At 63.7% G+C, this 23,384-nt stretch carries 17 protein-coding genes; 8 read left to right on the top strand and 9 right to left on the bottom strand.

The features are described 5' to 3' along the window. The first annotated feature begins 27 nt into the window (after positions 1 to 27). Positions 28 to 222, top strand: coding sequence for a hypothetical protein (locus ACYVHT_RS05755; RefSeq protein WP_460548889.1), 195 nt, complete (start codon positions 28 to 30; stop codon positions 220 to 222). 16 nt (positions 223 to 238) lie between these two features. Here the strand turns inward: ACYVHT_RS05755 and ACYVHT_RS05750 are convergent, their stop codons facing one another. Together ACYVHT_RS05750 and ACYVHT_RS05745 are read right to left on the bottom strand one after the other, a co-directional pair. Further along, a complete protein-coding gene (locus tag ACYVHT_RS05750; RefSeq protein WP_460548887.1) occupies positions 239 to 613 on the bottom strand; it encodes a hypothetical protein in 375 nt (124 codons plus the stop codon). A gap of 63 nt (positions 614 to 676) precedes the next feature. Further along, positions 677 to 1,339 carry an SOS response-associated peptidase gene (locus ACYVHT_RS05745; protein ID WP_460548885.1) on the bottom strand — a complete coding sequence of 221 codons (663 nt, stop codon included), beginning with the start codon at positions 1,337 to 1,339 and terminating at the stop codon, positions 677 to 679. A gap of 108 nt (positions 1,340 to 1,447) precedes the next feature. On the opposite strand from ACYVHT_RS05745, the gene ACYVHT_RS05740 reads away from it, so the two are divergent. Continuing rightward, positions 1,448 to 3,787, top strand: coding sequence for a B12-binding domain-containing radical SAM protein (locus ACYVHT_RS05740; RefSeq protein ID WP_460548883.1), 2,340 nt, complete (start codon positions 1,448 to 1,450; stop codon positions 3,785 to 3,787). Positions 3,788 to 3,865: 78 nt separating this feature from the next. On the opposite strand, the gene glgP is transcribed toward ACYVHT_RS05740, so the two are convergent. Next, complete coding sequence (glgP, locus tag ACYVHT_RS05735; protein ID WP_460548881.1) at positions 3,866 to 5,518, bottom strand: alpha-glucan family phosphorylase; 1,653 nt, start codon at positions 5,516 to 5,518, stop codon at positions 3,866 to 3,868. 520 nt (positions 5,519 to 6,038) lie between these two features. Here glgP and ACYVHT_RS05730 point away from each other — a divergent pair. From ACYVHT_RS05730 to ACYVHT_RS05710, 5 genes are all read left to right on the top strand, one after another. After that, positions 6,039 to 7,487: a hydrolase gene (locus ACYVHT_RS05730; protein ID WP_460548879.1), complete on the top strand. Its 1,449-nt coding sequence runs from the start codon at positions 6,039 to 6,041 to the stop codon at positions 7,485 to 7,487. 190 nt (positions 7,488 to 7,677) lie between these two features. Continuing rightward, positions 7,678 to 9,600 (top strand): alpha-amylase family glycosyl hydrolase, encoded by a 1,923-nt coding sequence (locus ACYVHT_RS05725; protein WP_460548877.1) that lies wholly within the window; start codon positions 7,678 to 7,680, stop codon positions 9,598 to 9,600. 69 nt (positions 9,601 to 9,669) lie between these two features. Then, the gene (locus tag ACYVHT_RS05720; RefSeq protein WP_460548875.1) at positions 9,670 to 10,377 is read left to right on the top strand and encodes an SDR family oxidoreductase; all 708 of its coding nucleotides are present in this window, start codon (positions 9,670 to 9,672) and stop codon (positions 10,375 to 10,377) included. 117 nt (positions 10,378 to 10,494) lie between these two features. Beyond that, entirely contained in the window at positions 10,495 to 12,318 is a 1,824-nt protein-coding gene (locus ACYVHT_RS05715) for an alpha-amylase family glycosyl hydrolase (protein WP_460548874.1), read from the top strand. Positions 12,319 to 12,426: 108 nt separating this feature from the next. Beyond that, positions 12,427 to 13,839: an MFS transporter gene (locus tag ACYVHT_RS05710; protein WP_460548872.1), complete on the top strand. Its 1,413-nt coding sequence runs from the start codon at positions 12,427 to 12,429 to the stop codon at positions 13,837 to 13,839. Positions 13,840 to 13,911: 72 nt separating this feature from the next. Here ACYVHT_RS05710 and ACYVHT_RS05705 read toward each other — a convergent pair whose 3' ends face one another. From ACYVHT_RS05705 to thrA, 6 genes are all read right to left on the bottom strand, one after another. Continuing rightward, a complete protein-coding gene (locus ACYVHT_RS05705) occupies positions 13,912 to 15,213 on the bottom strand; it encodes a protoporphyrinogen/coproporphyrinogen oxidase (RefSeq protein WP_460548870.1) in 1,302 nt (433 codons plus the stop codon). Positions 15,214 to 15,272: 59 nt separating this feature from the next. Beyond that, entirely contained in the window at positions 15,273 to 16,397 is a 1,125-nt protein-coding gene (locus ACYVHT_RS05700) for a toxin-antitoxin system YwqK family antitoxin (RefSeq protein WP_460548868.1), read from the bottom strand. A gap of 111 nt (positions 16,398 to 16,508) precedes the next feature. Next, positions 16,509 to 17,198: a c-type heme family protein gene (locus ACYVHT_RS05695; RefSeq protein WP_460548866.1), complete on the bottom strand. Its 690-nt coding sequence runs from the start codon at positions 17,196 to 17,198 to the stop codon at positions 16,509 to 16,511. A gap of 63 nt (positions 17,199 to 17,261) precedes the next feature. After that, positions 17,262 to 18,557 (bottom strand): PALP domain-containing protein, encoded by a 1,296-nt coding sequence (gene thrC / locus ACYVHT_RS05690; RefSeq protein ID WP_460548864.1) that lies wholly within the window; start codon positions 18,555 to 18,557, stop codon positions 17,262 to 17,264. A 92-nt stretch (positions 18,558 to 18,649) separates the two neighbouring features. Beyond that, positions 18,650 to 19,570: a homoserine kinase gene (locus ACYVHT_RS05685; RefSeq protein ID WP_460548862.1), complete on the bottom strand. Its 921-nt coding sequence runs from the start codon at positions 19,568 to 19,570 to the stop codon at positions 18,650 to 18,652. Between the two features lie 101 nt (positions 19,571 to 19,671). Continuing rightward, positions 19,672 to 22,116 (bottom strand): homoserine dehydrogenase family protein, encoded by a 2,445-nt coding sequence (thrA, locus tag ACYVHT_RS05680; RefSeq protein WP_460548860.1) that lies wholly within the window; start codon positions 22,114 to 22,116, stop codon positions 19,672 to 19,674. A gap of 113 nt (positions 22,117 to 22,229) precedes the next feature. Between thrA and prfA the strand changes: the two genes are divergently transcribed. Then, positions 22,230 to 23,303, top strand: a complete 1,074-nt coding sequence (prfA, locus tag ACYVHT_RS05675; RefSeq protein ID WP_460548859.1) for a peptide chain release factor 1 — start codon at positions 22,230 to 22,232, stop codon at positions 23,301 to 23,303. Positions 23,304 to 23,384 lie beyond the last annotated feature (81 nt).

Below are 23,384 nucleotides of genomic sequence, written 5' to 3'. Positions count from 1 at the left end.
TTTTACCACACTTGTTTTCCCGCTGAGATGAACATCCGTAAAAAAGTAACCTGGACGCTCCCGCCCGGCACCAGCCGCTACGCCGCCCTCGACCTCTGGGTGCCCGCCGCCGAAGACGAAGGCTGGACGGAAGACGAGGTGCAGTACGTCATCAACGAAGTGGTGGAAGCCGAAGACGACAAAGCCGGCCTCGCAGTGCTGGACTGGTACACCCGCAAATAAGCTGGCGGCTATGGCCTTACGCTGCCGGGGTCGCCGGCCGAAACGCCAGCCGCAGCCAGGCGCCCGCCAGCCCGGCCAGGCCGCCTACCAAGCCGGCTACTACCCCATCGGCCAGCACCAACGCCCCCGGCGAGCCGCCCAGCGGCAGCAGCTGCGCTACGCGGTGGGCCAGCAGGCCATCGTTTTGGTAAGCCTGCCAGGCAGCGGGCAGCAGCCAGCTCAGGGCGGCCCCGGCAAACCCGGCCCAAAACCCGGCTTTGCCCGACGGCGCCAGCGCCATGGCCACCACAAAGGCCACCACGGCCAGGCTCCACCACGGCAAATCGAGCTGCGCGGCCGAAGCCAGCACCAGTATCAGGATGGGCAAAAGCCAGGGATTGCGCCAGTTCATGCGGGCAAAGGTATGGGCTGTCGCCCTTCGCTGCGCGCAGGATGACAGGCGAACCCGTTCTCGTCAGGCAGCGGCCAGCACTTCCGGGTCGTTGTTGGCCGGCGAATTTACCCGCTTGCCAATGACGTACTCGCGCATGGCCGCCGCATCATAGGGTACCAGCAGCTGCTGGTGCGCGGCCGTGCCCAGGCCATCATCGAGCCAGGCCTGCTCGGCGGCGCGGGTGGGCAGGATGACCGGCATCCGGTTGTGAATACTGGCCATCAGGCGGTTGGGCTCGGTGGTGATGATGGTGAAGGTGGGGTGCAGCTCGCCGGTGGCGCGGTCCAGCCACTCGTCCCAGAGGCCGGCGAAGGCGAAGGGCTGCTCGTCGCGCAGCAGGATGCGGTGCGGCACCTTGCCGGCCGGCGTGGCCTGCCACTCGAAGAAGCTGTCGGCCAGCACCAGACAGCGCCGCCGGTTCAGCAGCTGCCGGAAGCTGGGCTTTCCGGCCAGCGTTTCGGCGCGGGCGTTGATGGGCTTGGGGCCGGCCGCCGGGTCTTTGCTCCAGCCGGGCACCAGCCCCCAGCGCAACAGCTGAATCTGGCCGGGCGCGGCGTTGGTGATGACGGGCAGCCGCTGCGAGGGCGCGGCGTTGTAGTTGGCCGGCGCGGGCTCGGCAAATCGGGCGTTGAAGCGCTGCTCAGCGGCGGGCGCGGGGGCGATGAACGTGTAGCGGCCACACATAGGAAAGGGGTTTCTGGCTTAAACGAAATGCGGGCCCGGCCGGCCGATTCGACCATATGGCCGGCGCTTGGTACATTGGCAAACCTTTCCGCTCAACTACTTCACCCTATGCAGGCTACCATCGGCTTTTATCACCTCGCGCCTCCCCCGGCCACTACGCAGCACGTTCGGGTGGTGCTGGTGGGGGTCGAGTTCGAAGAAAACCTCTCGCTGCGCTACCTGGCCGGGGCACTGACCGCCGCCGGCTACCCGGCCGTGGAAGTGCTGCCCTACAACGGCATCCGCGACGCGGCGGCCGTGGCGGCGCACATTGTGGCTAGCCGGGCCGACCTGGTGGGCATTTCCATGGCTTTTCAGACGCGGGCCGTGGAAGACATGACGCTGGTGCAGCTGCTGCGCCAGAACGGTTTCGGGGGGCACATCACGGCGGGCGGGCAGTTTGCCACCCTGCACCACGCCGAAATATTTCAGGACTGCACCGGCCTCGACAGCATTGTCCGGTTTGAGGCCGAGGCCACGATTGTGCAGCTGGCGGCGGCCGTTGCGCAGCCGGCCCCGGCCCTGCACGCGGTGCCGGGCCTGGTGTGGCGCGATGCCGACGGAAACGTCAACATCAACCACAGCGCCCCCGAGCCGGGCGACATCAACCACCTGGCGCTGCCGCTGCGCCGGGCCGAGCGGGCGCAGCACCTGGGCTTCAAAACGGCGCACATGCTGGGCTCGCGCGGGTGCCACGCCACCTGCAAATACTGCTGCGTGGCCGCGCTGGCCACCGAGCGTCGCCAGGCCGGCCGGGCGGCGGGCAATGCCAGCGCCTTGCCCGGCACCCGCCGCCGCACGCCGGCCAGCGTGGCGGCCGAAATAGCGCAGCTGTACTTCGGGCACGAAATCCGCCTTTTCGAGTTTCAGGACGACAACTGGATACCGCCGAACGTGGCCGCCGCCGTGGCCTACTTCACCGAGCTGAAAGCCGAACTGGCCCGGCACGGCGTGGGCCGGATTGGCCTCGCCCTAAAAACCCGGGCCGACAGCGTGCAGCCTGAAATCCTGGCCGTGCTCAAGGAAATCGGGCTGATTCGGCTGTTCGTGGGCATCGAATCGGGCACGCAGGAGCTGCTGTCGCGGCTGGGCCGCAAGGCCCGCGACAACGCCTCGCTGCACGCGCTGCAAACGCTGCGCGCGTTTCGGGTGCCGGCTTATTTCAATGCCCTGCTGTTTGGGCCGGATATCCGGTTTGCCGACCTGGAGCCGGAGTTGGCGTTTCTGGAGCAGTGCGCCGACTTCCCCTTTGAAATCGTGGAAGTGGTGATTTACGGCAAGACGGGCCTGTACCAGAGCCTGCTGGCCGAAGGCCGCCTGCACGGCAACTACCTCGATTACGACTACGACTACCTGGAAGAAGCCACCCGGCGCACCCACGCCCTGGTGAGCAAGCTCGACACACGCCATTTCGGCGTGTACAGCCCCGCCAAGATGGCCGCCGACCTGGGCTTTAATCTAGGCATCATGCAGGTGTTTTACCCCGGCCCCAGCACCGACCGGCTGGCGGAGCAGGTAGCGGCCCTCACCCGCGCAATCAACCGCGACCAGGTGCGCGTCATCCGGCGGGCGGCCGAGTATGCCCGCCTCGGCGCGCCCATGGCGGCCGCCCGCGCCAGCCTGCGGGCCGAAACCGTGACGGCCGACCTCGACTTTTACCGCCGCATCATCGAGCTGCACCACCAGATGGAGCAGCTGGTGCAGCAGGCCCACCCCGGCCGGCCGGCTCCCACCTGCTACTACCGGGCCGGGGCCATTGTGCAGTCGGCCATGCTGGCGGGGCTGTTTGCGCTGCTGGCGGGCGCGGCCCACGCCCAGCAGCCCCGGTCGGGGGCCGACAAGGAGCGCCAGCAGGCCAGCACGCGGCTCATCCGGCACTTCAACCGGCACGACTGGCGGCTGCTGAAGCCGCAGCTGAAAACCCAGGACGGCTGCCTGCAAGACTCGCCCCTGGGGCAAAGCATTGAGGCCAGGCGGCGCAATGGCCTGTTCTACGACCAGCGCACGGCCAAACACCTGGAGCGCCTGCGCAAACAGCGCGTGCGCCACGACTACCAGGAGCTGCGCCGCATTTTGCAGCAGCACAATCCCAAAATCAGCGTCGCCTCCACCCTGTTCTATTACACTGACTCCGAAGGCGTTGTCCGGCGGGCCGCCGGGCTCAACTTATCTCCTGCGGTAGAGCGCACCATTGTGGCGCTCCTGCAAAAGCAGCGCTTCCGCGCCCGCGAGGCGCGGCCCTGCCTGCCCGAAGAAGGCATGCAGCCGCCCGAACGCGAGTACCTGCTGCGAGGGCCGACCACCTTCCACGAACGCGCCTCCCTGCTGCGCCGGCGCTTCAAGCGGAAGATGACGCGCACGCTCATCAAGCTGCACCTGAAACGTGCCCGGCGCGGCCCAATGGACTAGCCGCTGGCTGGCCCGCGCCGGCATAAAAAAGGCCGCCCGAAGGCGGCCTTTTCAGCAATCAATCCACCGAATTCCGGGCTAGGCTTTGTACAGCAGCTCGTAGTATTCCCTGGCCATGCGGCCACTCTCAAACTCCGGCTCTACGTCCTTCATGGCGGTTTTCACCACTTTCAGGAAGTTCTTGGGCTGGTCGTAGTAGAGCGGCAGCACGCTGTTTTCCAGCACGTCGAGCAGGGCGGTGGCTTCGGCATCGTCTTTCACGTTGTCGGGCAGGGTCACGTCGGCAATCGGGATGAGGAAGCCGTTTTCGCCGTCCTTGCAGAACTCCGGAATCCAGCCGTCGGCGATGCTCAGGTTCACGCTGGCGTTCATGGCGGCGGTCATGCCGCTGGTGCCGCTGGCCTCGCGGGGGAAGCGCGGCGTGTTCAGCCAGATGTCGGAGCCCTTTTTGAGGGCGGCCGACAGGCCCAGCTCGTAGCCGGTGAGGACGGCACAGTTCTTCAGGTGCGCGGTGCGCTTGATGATGTCGTTGAACAAGGCCACCGCGCCGAAATCCTTCGGATAGGGCTTGCCGGCCCAAATCATCTGGATGGGGTGCTTGGAATTGCTGGCCAGCTCCACAAACCGCTCGAAATGGCGCAGAATCAAGTCGGCGCGCTTGTAGGCGGCAAAGCGGCGGGCCCACACAATGGTGATGACGCTGGGGTCGAAGACGTTGCCGGTCTGGTCGGCCACAATCCTGAACAGGTCCTTCTTCAGCTCCTGCTTGCGGGCCAGCAGGGCGTTGTCGTCCTTGGCCTTGAGGGCGGCGGCCAGCTGCGGGTCGCGCCAGTAGGTGCCGTTCTGGCTGTTGGTGATGGGAATGATGGGGCACACGCCCTCGTAGTGGCTCCACATTTCGTTGGCCACGGTGCCGTGCACCTTGCTCACGGCGTTGGCCTTGCGCGAGAAGCGCAGCGCGGTGAGGGTGTAGTTGAGCTGGTCGCCGTTGTCGATGCGGCCCAGGCGGCGCACGTCGGCCTCCGGCATGGTGCCGAAGAAGGTCATGTCGGTGAGCAGCTTCATGGGGCGCTCCTCGTTGCCGGCCAGTTCGGGGGTGTGCGTGGTGAACACCAGGCGCTTCTGCACTTCGGCCAGGTCGCGGCCGTGCTTTTCGTAGAGGTAGAACGCCAGCGGCAGGCCGTGGCCTTCGTTGAGGTGGTACACGTCGGTTTTGCGGCCGAGCTCATCGAGCAGCCTGCCGCCGCCCACGCCCAGCAGAATGCTCTGGGCCACGCGGGCGGCCGAGTCCGGGTCGTAGAGGTGGTGCGAGATGGTGCGCGAGAGGTAGTCGTTCTGCTCAATGTCGGTGGTGAGGAAGAACATCGGCACCGTGCCGAACACCTCGGGGGCCAGGTACAGGGCTTTCACCTGCACATCGGCGCCGTGGATGGTGATGGGGAAAATGATGCCCGTGTCCTGCAGAAACGAGTAGTGCTTGAGGCGGAACTCCGGCTTCATGCTCTGGTCGGCGTTGCGGTCCTGGTCGTAGTAGCCGTAGCTCCACAGAATGCTGATGCCCACCAGGTTCTGCTTCAGCTCGAAGCCCGAGCGCATGTGCGAGCCGGCCAGAAAGCCGAGGCCGCCGGAGTAGGTCTTGAGGGCCTGGTCGATGGCAAACTCCATCGAGAAATACGCGGCGGCCGTCTTGTACTTGGCGGCGGGAGCGTAGGGTTTGAAGGTAAAAGCCATAAGGAAAAGCGGGCGGGCCGGAGCCGGCACCAAAACAGAAATATTTCGGGTGAAAGAATGGCCGCCGGCGCAAGGCCCACGGCTCGTTGGGGCCGCAAGGTCCGAAGCAAACAATAAAAATCGCAACCACTTGATATAGAGGACTGACTTAGGCAAACGTTAGCACCTTGTGCAACGCCAACAGTGTCAAGCCTATATCAGCCAGGGCGTTACCCGGAAATTTCTTCTACTGCCCTTAACTACCAGCCCGATACGGGCTCGTTTCACCGAAAAAATGAGCGGCCGATGCCAGCGAGAGCCACCCGAAGCTTACGGTTGAGCTTTTGACAAATCAATAGGCAATTCTGTATCAATTCTGATTATTTGTAATAATATTCAAATTTTACTCATTATTATTAAAAATTCATCAATAATTAGCCATAATCTTTTAACATCAGATATTATGAGATGACTACATAAGCCCGCTAGCTTTGGCCCTCCGTTTTCAACATCTAACCAACTTCATTTCAAACCAATGCGCATGACTTTCTCTGTTCGTTACCTGGTGGCGCCGCTGCTGGCGGCGGTTCTGCTGGGCAGCTGCTCGAAGCTGGAAACCACGCCCAGCGCGCCGACGGCGGCCGCGGTGCTGCAAAATGTATCGGCACCGGGCTTTCCCGAAGGGTTTGAAACCGGCACCAAAACGGCCTACACCACGGGCAGCGTTACGCTGGGTTCGGGCTCGTGGACGCTGAACGACGCCCTCATCGGCAACACCACGGCCGATGCGAAGACGGGCAGCTGGTCGGCCCGGGTGCGCAACAGCGGCTCGCTGAGCATGAATTTTGACCTGACCGGCGGCGCTGGCGTGGTGACGGTGGCCCACGCCAAATACGGCACCGACGCCAGCAGCACCTGGGAGCTGTGGGCCAGTAGCAACAGCGGCAGCAGCTACGCCAAAGTGGGCAGCACCATCACCAGCAGCAGCACCACGCTCAGCACGGCTTCCTTTACCGTGAACCTGGCCGGCACCGTGCGCCTGCAGGTGCGCAAAACCGACGGCAGCACCAACCGCATCAACTTCGACAACATCACCGTGGAGAGCTACAGCAGTGGCGGCACGGGCGGCAGCGGCACCGGTGGCACCGGCGGCAAGAAGTTTCTGTTCGATGCCACGCACGCCGAAACGGCCGGCAACGCCGACTGGGTGCTGGACGTGGACGGCGGTGTAGTGCCGCGCTATTCCACCCCGGCCGCTTCGGGCATCACCAGCAGCACGGCCGAAACGTATTGGACGGGCGCGCTTTCTTCCTGGGGCGTGGCGCTGGTGAAGCTGGGCAATACCGTGGAAAGTCTGCCCTCGGGCACGGCCATTACCTACGGCAATGCGTCGAACCCGCAGGACTTGAGCAACTACAACGTGTTTGTGGTGGATGAGCCGAACACGCTGTTTTCGGCCAGTGAGAAGGCAGCCATTGTGAACTTCGTGAAAAACGGCGGCGGCCTGTTCATGATTTCGGACCACGACGTGTCGGACCGCAACAACGACGGCTACGACTCGCCCGCCATCTGGAACGACCTGATGACCAACAATTCGGTGCAGGCCAACCCCTTCGGCTACAGCATCAACCTCACCAACATTTCGGAAACCAGCAGCAACGTGCTGGCCAGCAGCACCAACACCATCCTGAACGGCTCGCAGGGCGCGGTGACGCAGCTGAAATTCTCGAACGGCGCGACGATGACCAAAACCTCGGGCTCGCAGGCCACGCCGCTGATTTGGCAGAGCACGGCCTCGCAGGGCAGCACCAACATCATGTGCCTGAGCAGCACCTACGGCACCGGCCGCGTGGTGTGCGTCACCGACTCGTCGCCGGCCGACGACGGCACCGGCAGCCCCGGCAACACCGTGTACCCGGGCTGGACCGAACTGGCCAGCCACGCCAAATTGCACATGAACGCCTCGCTCTGGCTGGCCAAGTTGCAGTAGCATACCCGCCGCTACCAACGCTCCGCAAAAGCCCGCTGCCTTCACTGGCAGCGGGCTTTCTGCTTTCGGGCTGAAAATTGGACGGCGTTGCGGCCGAAAAATAAATTTTCGGAGTGGAAACGGTTGCATTTTCGGGCGGCACCCGCGAATGGGTACTTTTGGTCTTAGTGCCATTCTATTGCCTTTTTTCATGAAATTCCCACGCTTGCTACTGGCAGCCGCTGTGCCGCTGCTCACTTTAGCCACGCCCGCAGCGGCCCAGGTCGGCCTGCTTATGGCCGCCACCCGCGCCGCTACCAGCACCGCCATTCTCGTTGCCAACGCCAATGCCAAAGCCGCGCCCGGCGTCCGCATCGACCCAACGTATTGGTGGGTGGGCATGAAAAACCCCAGGCTCCAGCTGCTGGTGAATGGGGCGGGCGTGGCCAGCACCACAGCCAGCCTGGCGGCCTACCCCGGCGTGACGCTGGACAGCCAGCAGAAGCTGGAAAGCCCCAACTACCTGGTCATCAACCTCACCATCGGCCCCGATGCGAAGCCCGGCCAGCTGAAGCTGGAGCTGAAAGGCAACAAAAAGCTGACCTACACCTACGAGCTGCGCGCCCGCAACGCCGACCCGCAGCGCACGCAGGGCCTCACCCAGGCCGATTTCATCTACATGCTGATGCCGGACCGCTTCTCGAACGGCGACCCGAAGAACGACGTGGTGAAAGGCACCCGCGTGAACCGCATTGCCCGCGACTCGATGTATGCCCGCCACGGCGGCGACCTGAAGGGCATCCAGAACCACTTCGACTATTTCAAGAAGCTGGGCGCCACGGCCATCTGGCCCACGCCCATCGTGGAAAACGATATGCCCAAGGCCAGCTACCACGGCTACGCCGTGACGGACTGCTACAAGATTGACCCGCGCTACGGCACCAACGAGGAATACCAGCAGTTTGTGAAAGCCGCCCACGCCGACGGCCTGAAAGTGGTGCAGGACATCGTGCTCAACCACTGGGGCAGCTACCACCACCTGTTCCTCGACAAGCCGGCCGCCGACTGGTTCCACGCCTTCCCTACGTTTACGCGCAGCAACTACAACGCCTTCGCCCTCAACGACCCCTACGGCTCGAAGCGCGACTACACGCTGTTCAACGACGGTTGGTTTGATACCACCATGCCCGATGTGAACCAGGGCAACCCGCTGGTGGCCACGTACATCATTCAGAACTTTCTGTGGTGGGTGGAATCGACGGGCATTGACGGCTACCGCATTGATACGTACCCGTATTCGAACCCGCAGTTCCTGATGCAGTGGGGCAAGGCCATTGCCGAGGAATACCCCAGGCTGGCCCAGTTTGGCGAAGCCTGGGAGGGCACCGAGGCGGAGCAGGCCTTCTTCGCTCAGAACATTTTCCCGCCGGTGAATGGCTTCAAGTCGAACCTGCCCGGCGTGCTCGATTTTCAAATCTGCTTTGCCGTTTCCGATGCCTTGAAAACCGAGAATGGCGACCTGAGCAAGCTCTACCACTCGTTGCAGGGCGACTGGATGTACGTGGATGCCACCCGCAACGTGCCCTTCCTCGATAACCACGACATGAGCCGCTTCTACTCCGTGATTGGCGAGGATTTCAACAAGTTCAAGACCGGCATGGCCTGGCTGCTCACTCTGCGCGGCACGCCGCAGCTGTACTACGGCACCGAAGTGCTGATGAAGAACTTCTCGAACCCCGACGGCAAGGTGCGCGAGGACTTTCCCGGCGGCTGGGCCGGCGACAAAACCAACTACTTCGTGTCGCGCCCCGGCCAGGCCGGCGAGGCGTTCGACTACGTGAGCAAGCTGGCCAACTACCGCAAGGCGCACCCCGTGCTAAGCTCGGGCAAAATGATGCAGTTCATCCCGCAGGATGGCGTGTACACCTACTTCCGCTACAACGAGGGCGGCGAGTGCGTGATGATTATTGCCAACAACACCAAGGACGAAAAAAAGGTGGATGGCACCCGCTTCGCCGAACGCACCGAAGGCTTTTCATCGGGCGTGGAAGTAGTGAGCGGCGCGACTATTTCGGACCTGAAAACGCTGAAAGTGCCCGCCCACACGGCCTGGGTAGTGGAACTGCGCAAATAACCTCACCGTTGCAAGAAGCTGCCCGGGCGGCGGCGGCGCCCTTTTTCTCCACTGCTAACGCTTGCCATTATGACCGACCTCACCGACCAAGTAGCCATCGTGACCGGCGCGAGCCGGGGCATTGGCAAAGCCATTGCGCTGCTGCTGGCCCTGCAAGGCGCCAAAGTAGTGGCAGTGGCCCGCAGCGAAGCCGAGCTGGAAGAGCTCACGCATAAAACCCAGGGCCTGTGCATCGTGGCCGATATTTCCATTGAGGAAGACGCCCGGTACGTGGTGCAGGAAACGCTGAGCCGCTTCGGCCGGCTCGACATTCTGGTGTGCAACGCCGGGGTGGGCTCGTTCAATGAGCTGGAGCAGTTCGACGCGGCCGAGTGGGACCGGATTTTCGATACCAACGTGAAGGGCACATTCCTGCTCTGCAAAGCCGCCGTGCCGCAGTTCAAAGCGCAGCAAAGCGGGCACATCGTGGGCATCACCTCCGATGTGGCCAAGCGCACGTTCGCCCACGGCACGGCCTACGGGGCCAGCAAGTTTGCCCAGGATGCCGTGCTGGCCAGCCTGCGCAAGGAGGTGCGCCCGCACGGCATCAAGGTGAGCACCATTTACCCCGGCCTGGTCGATACCTACTTCAACGACACCACGCCCGGCAGCCCGGAGGCCGAGAAAACGCACCTGCGGCCCGGCGACGTGGCCCAGGCCGTGCGCTACGTGCTCGAAGCGCCCGCCCACGTCGTGATTGACGAGCTCATGCTCCACCCCGTGACTCAGGAGTGGTGATTTTTAGCGGTTAGTGGTTAACGGTCAACGATTAATGCTGTTAGCACGCCTTATTCAAATCGCTAAACGCTAACCACTAATCATTTATCACTAAACGAAGCCCTATCTTGCCGCATCATGAAAAAACTGTTGCTGGCCGGCGGCCTCCTCTCCTTGGCCGCATTCTCTTTGCCCAACCCGCCCGTGGACAAAAAACACCCCAAAGCCACCGACCCCAACACCACCGCCGAAGTCCCGCAGGACCACAAACTGGTGATTTACCAGCTGATGACGCGCCTCTTCGGCAACAAAGTGGCCCTGAACAAGCCCTACGGCACCATCGGCGAGAACGGCTGCGGCAAGTTCAACGACATCACCGACAAGGCCCTCGACGAAATCAGGAAAATGGGCGTGAGCCACGTCTGGTACACCGGCGTGATTGAGCACGCCACCATGACGGACTACACCGCCGCCGGCATTCCGCCCGACGATGCCGACGTGGTGAAAGGCCGCGCCGGCTCGCCCTACGCCATCAAGGACTACTACGACGTGGCGCCCGACCTGGCCGTGGTGGTGAAAAACCGCATGCCCGAGTACGAGGCCCTCATCAAGCGCACCCACGACCACGGCCTGAAGGTCATCATGGACTTCATTCCGAACCACGTGGCCCGCTCCTATAAGTCGGATGCCAAGCCCGCCGGCGTGGTGGACCTGGGCGCCAGCGACGACAAAACCAAAGCCTTCGCGCCCAACAATCACTTCTACTACCTGCCCGGCAAAGCCTTCGTGGTGCCGGCCAACTACAACCCGCTGGGCCCGCTGAAAGGCCCGCGCGAGGACGGCAAGTACGCCGAAAACCCGGCCAAAGCCACCGGCAACGACGTTTTTTCGGAAGCGCCCAGCATCAACGACTGGTTCGAAACCGTGAAGCTGAACTACGGCGTGGACTACGTGAATGGCCGCAAAACGCACTTCAGCCCCGTGCCCGACACCTGGACGAAGATGCGCGACATCCTCGTGTTCTGGGCCGGCAAAAACGTGGACGGCTTCCGCTGCGACATGGTGGAAATGGTGCCCGTCGAGTTCTGGGCCTGGGTGATTCCGGAGCTGAAAAAGGTGAAGCCCGGCCTGGTTTTCATCGGCGAAGCCTACAATCCGAAGGAATACAAGACTTATCTGGAGAAGGGCAAATTCGACTACCTCTACGACAAAGTAGGCCTCTACGACGGCCTGCGCCGCCTGATGACGGGCGGCGGCACCACCGAAGACATCACCCACGTATGGAAGGAAGAAAGCAACGGCTTCTCGTCACACATGCTGCGCTTTCTGGAAAACCACGACGAGCAGCGCATTGCCAGCAAGGACTTTGCCGTCGACCCCAAGCGCGCCATTCCAGCCATGACGGTGTCGGCCACGCTGGGCAGCGGCCCGGTGATGCTCTATTTCGGGCAGGAAGTGGCCGAACCGGCTGGCGGCAGCGAAGGCTTCAGCAGCGAGGATGGCCGCACCACCATTTTCGATTACTGGGGCGTGCCCGAGCACCAGAAGTGGCTGAACCAGGGAAAGTTCGACGGCGGCAAGCTGAGCGCCGAGCAGAAGAGCCTGCGCGAGTTCTACAGCCGCCTGCTTAACGTGACCAGCAGCAACGAAGCCATCCGCAAGGGCCGCTTCTACGAGCTGCAGGATGCCAACAACCTCGGCAAGGAGTACGACCAGCGCCACCTCTACGCCTACCTGCGCTACACCGACAAGCAGCAGGTGCTGGTGGTCGTCAACTTCTCGGCCGACAAAACCTACCGCCCCACCATCAACATCTCGCCCGAGGCCATGGCGGCCATGGGCCTGAGCACCAAAAAGTTCTATACCTACACCAGCCTGCTGGCCGAGGAAGAGCCGCGCAATGCCCTCAACCTGACGCTGGCTCCGCTTTCGGCCTACATTTTCGAGATAAAGCCCCGCTAACCCGCTGGCCCAACATCGCCAGCCCGTTAAATTTGAAGAATACCCGGCCGCCTGCAAACGCCCGGTCCCGCCTGTTCTCCTCCATCCACTCCCACCCCACCACGACCGATGGCATCAGTTGCTGCGGCTCCGGCCACCTCAAGTAACCGCAAGAAGCCCCGCCTGAGCTTCTGGCAAATCTGGAACATGAGCTTCGGCTTCATGGGCATTCAGTTTGGCTTTGCGCTGCAAAACGCCAACACCAGCCGCATTTTCTCCAACATGGGGGCCAGCGCCGACGATATTCCGATTCTGTGGGTGGCCGCGCCGCTCACCGGGCTCATCGTGCAGCCCATCATCGGCTACCTGTCCGACCGCACCTGGAGCCCGCGCTGGGGGCGGCGGCGGCCGTTTTTTCTGGTTGGGGCCATTCTGGCGTCCATCGCCATGCTCATCATGCCCAACTCGCCCGTGCTCTGGATTGCCGGCGGCATGCTCTGGATAATGGATGCCAGCATCAACATCAGCATGGAGCCCTTCCGGGCGTTCGTGGGCGACATGCTGCCCGCCGAGCAGCACACCACGGGCTTTGCTACGCAGTCGTTTTTCATCGGCATCGGGGCCGTGGTGGCATCGCTGCTGCCCACCATTCTCACCCATTTTGGCGTGGCCAACGAGGCTGCCTCGGGCATCGTGCCCAATTCGGTGAAGTATTCCTACTACATCGGGGCGGCGGCATTTTTCCTGTGCGTGCTCTACACCATTTTCACCACCACCGAATACCCGCCCGAGGACCTGGCCGCCTTCGAGCGGGAGAAAAACCGCGTCACGCTGTGGGAAGGTATCAAGGAAACCTTCACCGGCGTAGCGCACATGCCCAAGGTGATGAAGCAGCTGGCTTCGGTACAGTTTTTCACCTGGTTCGGGCTGTTCTGCATGTGGATTTTCACCACGCTGGCCGTCACCAAGCACCTCTACCACACCACCGATACCAAATCGGCGGCCTTCAATGAAGGCGCTAATTTTGTGGGCGTGGCCTTTGCTGTTTACAATGGTATTTCGGCTGCTTTCAGCTTGCTGCTCCCGGTTATTGCCCGCAAATTCAGCCGTAAGCTCACGCACATGCTCTGTCTTACGGCGGGCGGACTGGGCCTGCTGTCGGTGGCCTTCATCACCGAGCCGTGGATGCTCTATGTGTCGATGATTGGCGTGGGCATTGCCTGGACCAGCATTCTGTCGGTGCCATACGCCATGCTGGCGGGTGCCATCCCGGCTAACAAAATGGGCCACTACATGGGCGTTTTCAATGCTTTCATCGTAACGCCGCAGGTATGTGCCTCGCTCGGCCTGCCCTTCATCATGAAGCAGTTCCCGTCGCTCGACCCATTGAATGTGGTGGTGCTGGGCGGCGTGCTCATGATAATCGGCGGCCTGCTCACACTCCGCGTTTCCGACGACGAGAAAATCCGAATTCCCATCGAGGGTGAACAAGGCCTGGCTCCGGCCTACGAAACGCCAGCCACGCCAAACCCCGCCGTATAGCGTTCCGGCTAGTCAAACAGCAAAAGGCCGCCCACGCTAATGGGCGGCCTTTTGCTGTTGATATACTATTTGTCAGCCTTTGATGATGGCCTCGGCCACTTCCCGCCCGGTAGCCAGCGCGGCGTTGAGCGACGGATACGCGGCCCAGTCGCCGCAGCGGTAGAGGTTTTCACTCAGCTTCAGGGGCTGCTCGGCGGGCTGGCCGGCCAGGTAGGCGGGCAGGGCGGCGGGCAGGCGGTAGCTACGCAGGTGCCGCCACTGCCGGGCCGCCGGGCCGAACCAGGCAGCCAGCTCCTCGCGCACGCCGGCCGTGATTTCGGGCTCGCTCAGGCCCCGCTCGCCGTGGGTGCTCACCGATACCAGCGCCTGGCCGGCCGGCGCGTAGGCCCCGCTCACATCGGCGGGAAAAGCGACGTTGTGGGCCAGCACATTGGGGGCGGCATTGAGGCGCAGCAGCTTGTCGTTGCGGCCCGGCGAGTGGCCGCCCTCCGCAGCAAAGTAGTTGCAGGTGGTGATGCGCGTAGCCGTGTGAAAGCTCGCTGCCGGGGCTTTCACCACGTCATCGGCGCTGCCGCTGCGGCCGGCCAGCAGGCGCAGGGCGGTCAGGCCATCGGCGGCCAGCACCACGGCGCGGCCATCCAGCACCTGGCCGGTGGTGAGGCGCACCTGCGAGCCGTCCACGATGCCCGCGACGGTTGTGTTCAGGCGCACGGTGCCGGCGGGCAGGCGGGCGGCCAGCTGCTCGGGCAGCTGCTGCATACCGAGGGCCGGAATGGCGGCTTCCCCCGTCACGAACTGTTGGAAAACGAACTCGAAAAAATTGCTGGCCGTGGTCAGTTCCCGGTCCAGAAATACGCCGCCGAAAAAGGGCTTGAAAAAATTATTGATTATCTGCTCGCTCCAGCCGTAGCGCTGCAAAAAGCCAAGGGTATCGGTGGCGGGGCGGGCCAGCAGCTCCTCCGGCGTGTACTTGAGCACGTGCCGCACCAGGCTGAAAATGCGGAGCTTATCGGGCAGGGTGCCGATGGGCGAGGTGAGCGCCGAAAAAGCCGCCAGGGGCTGCTGCAAAGGATTTTGCAGGGTGGTTTCGCGGCCGTTTTCCTGCCGGATTACGGCCCCCGACCGAAAAGACCTGAGGTTCAGGGCTCCGTAGTCGAACACGCGCCGGGCCTCCGGGTAGTTGGTGAGCAGCACCTGAAAGCCCCGGTCGAGCCGAAAGCCGTCGGGCGTGACATCGGTGCGAACCCGGCCGCCGACGGCGGCATCGGCTTCGAGCACCAGCACCGGGCGGCCGGCGCGGTGCAGCCAGGTGGCGCAGGCCAGCCCGGCCATGCCCGCCCCGATGATGATGATTGGTTTAGTTGTAGCATCCATGAGCAGAGCCCCTATTTCGGTAATATTATAGCTAACGGTCCCAGGCGGCTGCAGGGTTATCAAAGGGCCTTGGTTTGCATCGAAATGTTCAGCCGGGCTCCCGATTTCACAATCAGAAAGCGGACATCGCCCGCTACCGGCTGGTTGTTGACGGTGGCGGGCTTCCAGCGCGGCAGCCCGCTCACGGCCTGGCCCAGGGCCGTCACGATGCCGCTGCCGCCCTGGCCGCTCACCAGCCGCAGGTAGCCGGTTTCGTCAACGCTGGCCCGAACAGTGAACTCCTGCCCATCGGCCAGGTTTTCCCACTGGTTGCGCTGGTTGGTCTGGTTCAGGTTGTCGAGCACCAGGCGCAGGTAAGACGTAACGTCGCCGGGGGGCCTGGGGGGCGTGCGGGGGCCGCCGGGCTTCAGCATTGCCTGCATGCCGGGGGCATTGCACTTCTGGCCCAGCCGCACGCGGTCCGAGTCGGCGGTGGGGTCGTCAATCTGCGGCTCCAGCAGCGCGCGGCTTTTGTAGCGCCTGCCCCCATCGAGCGACTTCCCGCCCCGGAAAATGCCCTGCTCGTACACCTCCGTGGTCAGCAGCTTGCCCGACGCCACGTCGTGGCTTTCCCACACGCCCTGCGGCAGCCCGTTCAGCACCGGCCCGCCGTAGCGACGCGGCACGAGGCGCATCACGTCCTGCCACAGGCCGTTGCCGTTGGTCACGGTTTGCTGGCCGGTCGAGTCCCAGGCCGCCACAATGCGAATCGGGGACGCCACCTGGCCGGTCCAGTCGAGGGTGTGCTTGCGCTGGCCGTTGGGGTACCAGAATTCCCAGCTGCCCGTGGGCTCGCCCTTGGCAAATGCCCCGCGCACGGCCAGCCGGCCATTCGGAAAATACGTTTCGTAGGCGCCATCACGCACCGATTTCAGGTAGTAGATGCGGCTCAGCAGGCGGCCGGTGGCCATGCTGTAGTCGCGGGCCTCGCCCAAAAAATCGCCCTGGTCGCTCACATGAGCATGACGCCGAATGCTGGCGCAGGCCGGCGGGGTCAGGGCGTAGGCGTGGTTATAGTAGAGAATGGTGCTGTCGCCGGCCACCACGCTGATGCATTCCGGTACCGTGGCTTCGTTGGCCTTCAGCGAATTGAAGGCCTGCTCCAGGGTGTGTTGGGCCTGGCAGTCGGCTCGGCCCAACAGCACTGCCCCAACAGCGAGCCCGGCAGCCAGGACGCGGCGATTTAAAAACAACCCGTTCATGCCCGAAAAGTAAGCACGGAACCCCGGCGGACGGCCATCGGCCCGGCAACGGCCTCAGAACAGCTTGGGCATTTTGTGCTCCTTCCACTTTTTGCGGGTTTTCATGGTCCAGAACTCGGCCACGCCGGGGCGCTGCAGGCTGAGCTGCCAGGCACCCATGGCCTGCCCCAGGCGGTAGCCGGTGGCCTGGTCCTGCGGAAACTGCTGCCTGATGAGGGCGTAATCAGCCGCCGAAATGTCCTTGCCCACCGCGCCGTGGCAGCGCAGGCAGAGCTGATTGTTCAGCACAATGGGCCGCTGGTAGAAGAACACCTCCTGCGACAGCCGCTGAATGGTGCGCAGCGTGTCGGGGCGCATCTGCTCGGCCAGCAGCGGGGCCTGGGCGGCGGGGTTGCGCGGGTGCTCGCTCACGCGGTGGGCCGTGGCCTTGAGCACTCCGGCCAGTGAATCGACGGCGTGGTAGGTTTCGGGCCGGCAAAAGCGCAGGGCCTGCGCCACGCCGCCGGCCGCCAGCTCGCGGGCCAGCGTGCGGCGCAGCAGCGAGTCGGCGGTGGCGGTGAGCGAGTCGCCGGCCCAGCGCGTGGCATTCAGCAGGTCCTTGGGCATGATGCGCTTCACCTCCCAGTTGGCGGTTTCGATGCCGATGCGCTTGCTGTCCTTGAGGTGCTCCACCTGGTCGGAGCTACAGGCGGCGAAGCTCAAAGCGACGGCCGAAAGGACGATTTTTGGCAGCAGGGTTTTCACGGGCAAAGGCATCAGGCTGAATTTATGCAAAGTTCTGAAACGCCGCGCCACGGCCCAAGGCCGCTACATCAGGCAGGCTTTCAGCTCCTCGTAGTTAACCGAAATGGGCACGCTTCGTTTGGCGCGCCCCTGCAGGGCCCGCACCGCCGCCGGCAGCTCGATGGCGTGGCCCAGAATGGGCTCCACCACGTCGGGAAACTTCACCGGGTGGGCCGTGGCCAGCAGCATGCCGGCCGCGCCGGGGTGCCGGGCCTGGTAGCGGCGCAGGGCGGTGTAGGCCACCGCGCCGTGCGGGTCGAGCAGGTAGCCGTCCTGCTCCCACACCTGCCGGATGGCGGCCACGGTATCGGCGTCGCTCACGGTGTCGGCGCTGAGGGCGGCGCGCATTTTGGCCAGGTCGTTGTCGAACAGCTCCAGAATCCGCACGAAGTTGCTGGGGTTGCCCACGTCCATGGCATTGGAGAAGGTGGGCACCGCCGGGCGCGGCGTGAAGGTGCCCGTGCGCAGGTACACCGGCACCGGCTCGTTGGCATTGCAGGCCGCGATGAACGGCCCCAGCGGCAGCCCCGACGTTCGCGCCAGCAGCCCCGCGCAGATGTTGCCAAAGTTGCCGCTCGGCACCGACACCACCGGCGGCGCGGCCTCGGCGGGCCACTGCTGCAGGGCAAAGCAGTAGTACAGCTGCTGCGGCAGCCAGCGCGCCACGTTGATGCTGTTGGCCGAGGTCAGAAAGCGCCGCCGGGCCAGCTCCGGGTCCAGAAACGCCTGTTTCACCAGTGCCTGGCAGTCGTCGAAGGTGCCGGCCACTTCCAGCGCCGTAATGTTCTGGCCCAGCGTGGTGAGCTGCTGCTCCTGCACCGGGCTCACCTTGCCGGAGGGGTAGAGAATGACCACCTCCACGCCCGGCACCCCCAGAAAACCGCTGGCCACGGCCCCGCCGGTATCGCCGGAGGTGGCCACCAGCACGGTCACGGGCGGCGTGTCGCCGCGCTGCGCGAAGTAGCCCAGGCAGCGGCTCATAAACCGCGCCCCCACGTCTTTAAATGCCAGCGTGGGCCCATGAAACAGCTCCAGCGCCGATACTTCCGGCTGCACCGGTACCAGCGGAAACTCAAAGTCCACCGCCTCGGCACAGATGCGCTGCAGGTCGCTCTCCGCAATGGTGCTGCCCACGTAAGGCCGCATCACGTTGAAGGCAACGGTGGCCTTGCTCAGCTTACGCAGTTCGCGCCGGAAGCCGGGCAGGAACTTCGGGATGGTTTCGGGGAAGTAGAGGCCGCCATCGGGCGCCTGGCCGGTGATGGTGGCCTGGCGAAAATCAACCGGCGGCGACTGGTGGCGAAGGCTGTAGTATTTCATTGTTGTTGCTTGTAGGAACGCGCCACGGCGCGTTCAGTCGTTGAACCGGCCGCACAAACTCCTGCGACCGTCGAACGCGCCATGGCGCGTTCCTACCCCACCACCCGGGCGCCCTCCGTGCCCACCGGCCCCACGTACACATTAAACGCAATGCCCAGTTCGGCAAATACGCTGCCCAGCGCCGCGCCCACGGCCTGCGCCGTTGCCTCGTCGCGGTTCAGCATAAAAATCGACGGCCCAGAGCCGGAAATGCCGCCCCCGATGGCCCCGGCAGCCAGCGCCCGCTGCCGCGCCTCGGCCAGGCCGGGAATGAGCGGCAGCCGCGCCGGCTCCACGATGTAGTCGTCCAGCGAGCGGCCAATCAGCTCATAATCAGCCGTGAGAAAGCCCGACACCAGGCCCGCCACGTTGGCCCACTGGCGCACGGCCAGGCCCAGCGGCACGGCGGCCGGCAGCACCTTGCGCGACTCGCTGGTTTTCACCTCAATCTGCGGGTGCACCACGGCCACCCACAGCGCCGGGGCCGGCAGCGCCACAATATCAATGGCCGGCTCCAGGGCCCGCACCACCGTGAAACCGCCGAAAATGGCCGGCGCAATGTTGTCGGCGTGGCGGGCACCGGAGGCCACGGCCTCCCCTTCCATCGCAAAATCCACGAGCTGCATCTTGCTGAAGCGGTTGCCCAGCAGCGCATTGGCGGCCACCACGGCCCCGGCGGCGCTGGCGCTGCTGCTGCCCACGCCGCTGCCCGGCATGATGCCCTTGGTGATTTCCATGTCGAAGCCCACCGCCTCCGGCACTTCCTTCAATAGCGCCAGCAGGGCTACGCCGGCCACGTTGCGGGTGGGGTCGGTGGGCAGGTTGTAGGCGTCAAGGTGCTGAATGCGAACGCCCGGCGTGCTGCTGCGTGTGAGGCGAATGGTGTCGTAGGGCGCGGTGAGGGCGAGGCCCAGCACATCGAAGCCGCAGCCCAGATTAGAAAGCGTGGCGGGCGAGTGAACGAGAACGGACATTGCTAATGAAGAATGAGGAATGAAGAATGAGGAATTGTGGCCGATGAATCAGGCGAAGCAATTCTTCATTCCTCATTCTTCATTCCTCATTGAGCACCGCGCTACAGCCGGGCGGCGCGGATAATATCCGCAAATACGCCCGAAGCCGTGACCTCCGCCCCGGCCCCCGCGCCCTTCACCACCAGCGGCTGGTCCACATACCGGTCGGTGTAGAAAAGCACCACGTTGTCTTTGCCGCGCAGGTCGTAGAGGTCGTGGCCGGGCGCTACCTGCTGCAGCCCCACGGCGGCGCGGCCGTCGGCGTAGCGGGCCACGAATTTCAGGCGCTTGCCGGCCGCAGCGGCCTCATCATAGAGCGCTTTGAAGTGCGCTTCGTGGGCCGCCATCTGGGTGTAGAAGGCTTCCACATCGCCTTCGAGGCAGGCCGGTGGCAGGAAAGTTTCGATTTCAATGTCCGCCATTTCCATCACCTGGCCGGCTTCGCGGGCCAGAATGAGGATTTTGCGGGCCACGTCGGAGCCGCTCAGGTCGAGGCGCGGGTCAGGCTCGGTGTAGCCTTCGGCCTGGGCCTGGCGCACCACCTCGGCAAAGGGCCGGGTGCCGTCGTAGTTGTTGAACACGAAGTTGAGCGTGCCCGAGAGCACGGCTTCCATGCGCCGCACCACGTCGCCGCTGCGCGTCAGGTCGTTGAGCGTGCCGATGATGGGCAGGGCCGCGCCCACGTTGGTTTCGAACAGGTAGCTGGCGTTGAATTCCTTCGACAAACTTTTCAGCTTTGCATAATGCGCGTAGTCCGACGAAGCCGCCACTTTATTGCAGGCCACGATGGCTACGCTTTTTTCCAGCAAATCGGCGTAGATGCTGGCGGCGGCCGGGTTGGCCGTCACGTCCACGAAAATGGAGTTGCGCAGGTTTCGGCTGATGATGAGCTGGGTGAATTCTGCCAACGTCTGGGCTGGTGCATTAGCCAGTTCCTCGGGCCAAGCCGTCAGGTCGAGGCCGTTTTCATCCACCAGGCAGTGGCGGCTGTTGGCAATGGCCACCACACGCACCTGCAAGCCGAGCTTTTCGAGCAGGTGCGGCTGCTGCCGGGCCAGCTGTTCCAGCAATTTGCTACCCACATTGCCAGGGCCGAGGATGAACAGGTTCACCTGCTTCTTGGTGGCCTCAAAGAAAGCTTCGTGCAGCACGTTGATGGCCTTGCGCACATCGGCCGCCCGAATCACGGTCGAGATGTTCTTCTCCGACGCGCCCTGCGCAATGGCCCGGATATTGACCCCATTCTGCCCCAGCGCCCCAAACAGCTTGCCGCTAATGCCGGGGTGGTCCTTCATGTTCTCGCCCACCAGCGCCACAATGGCGAGGTCGCGCTCCGGCCGCAGCGGCTCGATGCGGCCGGCGGCAATTTCCGTGGCAAACTCCTCGTCCACCACCACCTGAGCGACGGCCGCGTCCTGCGCGTTCACGCCCACGCAGATGGAATGCTCCGACGAGCTTTGGGTGATGAGAATCACGTTGATGCGCTCGCGGGCCAGGGCCTCGAACAGCCGCTTCGAGAAGCCGGGGATGCCCACCATGCCGCTGCCCTCCAGGTTGAGCAGCGTGAGGTTGCCGATGCTGGAAATGCCCTGCACCACCGTGGCGGCGCGCGGCGGCTCCACCTCCACCAGCGTGCCGTAGTCGTCGGGCGCGAAGGTATTTTTTATCCAGAGCGGAATGCCGCGCTGCATCACCGGCTGAATAGTAGGCGGATAGAGCACCTTCGCCCCGAAGTGCGACAGCTCCATGGCCTCCTGGTAGCTGATGCGCGCAATGGGCCGGGCGCTGCGCACGAGGCGTGGGTCGGCCGTCATCATGCCGCTCACGTCGGTCCAGATTTCCAGCTTCTCCGCATCCAGCGCGGCGGCCAGCAGGGCGGCCGTGTAGTCGGAGCCGCCGCGGCCCAACGTGGTGGTGGTGCCGTAGCTGTCGGCGGCGATGAAGCCGGGCACCACCCAGATGTGGTGCTCGGTGCTGTCCTTCATATCGGCCACCTGCCGGGTGGTCACGGCCATGTCCACCTCGGCCGCGCCGAAGCGGGAATTGGTGCGAATGAGCTGCCGGGCGTCGGCCCAGCCAGCGGGCAGGCCTTGGGCCTTGGCGGCTGCCGCCACGAGGCGCGACGACAGCAGCTCGCCGTAGCTCATGAGCTTGTCGAGGGTGCGGTTGGAGAGCTCACCGAGCGCAAAAATGCCGTCGCACAGCATCTGGATTTCGCCAAACTGGGCCGTGATGGCGGCCAGCTTCTCGTGCTGCGCGGCACCGGCCAGCAGCTCCTGGGTAGCGGCGCGGTGGCGCTCGTGCAGCTGGGCCAGGGTATCGCCGTACCCGGCATCGGTGGCGGCGGCGGCGCGGCCGGCGCCAATCAGCACATCGGTGGTGCCGCCCAGCGCCGACACCACCATCACAACCGGACCTTGCGCCGCCGCCTGGGCCGCAATGGCAATGGATTTCCGAATATTCTCGGCCGAGGCCACCGAGGTGCCTCCAAATTTCAACACTTGCATAAACTCAGGCCGCCGCACGGCTGTTGGGTTATGATTCTGAATGAACCCCTCGCCTACATAGCGGTGTTTAGATTCAGTATCTTTGCAAACTACTGACTAATTCCCGAACACCGATGCTTGATAAATTAGAAGCCATCAACCAACGTTACGAGAACGTAAACGAGGAACTGATGCAGCCCGACGTGATGTCGGACTTAAAGCGCTATAAGGCACTGAATAAAGAATACAAGGAGCTGGGCAAGATTGTGGCCGAATACCGCAACTACCAGGGCGTGCTCAGCAACATCGAAAACGCCCGCGAGGTCATTGCCACGGAGAAAGACCAGGACTTCCGCGAGATGGCCAAAGCCGAGCTCGACGAGCTGCAGCCCGAGAAGGAACGCCTCGAAGAAGTCATCAAAGACCTGCTGCTGCCCAAGGACCCCAACGACTCCAAGGACGTCATCATGGAAATCCGGGCCGGTGCGGGCGGCGACGAAGCCGCCATTTTTGCCGGCGACCTGCAGCGCATGTACATGCGCTTCGCCGAAAAGCAGGGCTGGAAAATGGAGCTCATGGATGCCATGGAAGGCACTGCCGGCGGCTACAAGGAAATCATTGTGGCCGTGCGCGGCGAGGACGTGTACGGCAAGCTCAAGTTTGAAAGCGGCGTGCACCGCGTGCAGCGCGTGCCGGCCACCGAAACCCAAGGCCGCATTCACACCAGCGTGGCCTCCATTGTGGTGATTCCCGAAGTGGAAGAATTCGACGTGGAGCTGAACATGAGCGACATCCGCAAGGACTACTTCTGCTCCAGCGGCCCCGGCGGCCAGTCGGTAAACACCACCTACTCGGCCGTGCGCCTCACCCACCTGCCCACCGGCCTCGTGGCCCAGTGCCAGGACCAGAAGTCGCAGCTCAAAAACTTCGACAAAGCCCTGGCTGTGCTCCGCTCCCGCGTGTACGACATGGAGCTGGCCAAGAAAAACGAAGCCGACGGCCTGGTGCGCAAAACCATGATTGGCGGCGGCGACCGCTCCGACAAAATCCGCACTTACAACTACCCGCAGGGCCGCGTGACCGACCACCGCATCGGCTACACGGTGTACAACCTGGCCAGCGTAATGGAAGGCAACGTGGACGACTTCGTGGAGCAGCTCCGCCTGGCCGAAAGCGCCGAGCGCCTGCAGGAAGGCGTGACCAAATAAGCAGAACGACTACTCCCCTCCTTGCCAGGGAGGGGAGTTTTTGCGAAGCAAAAACGGGGTGGCTGGGTCGTTGAACGACAC

The organism is Hymenobacter daeguensis, from assembly GCF_054780555.1.
Note: the sequence above shows the minus strand (reverse complement) of the source record. Positions and strands in the feature narration are given on the sequence as shown.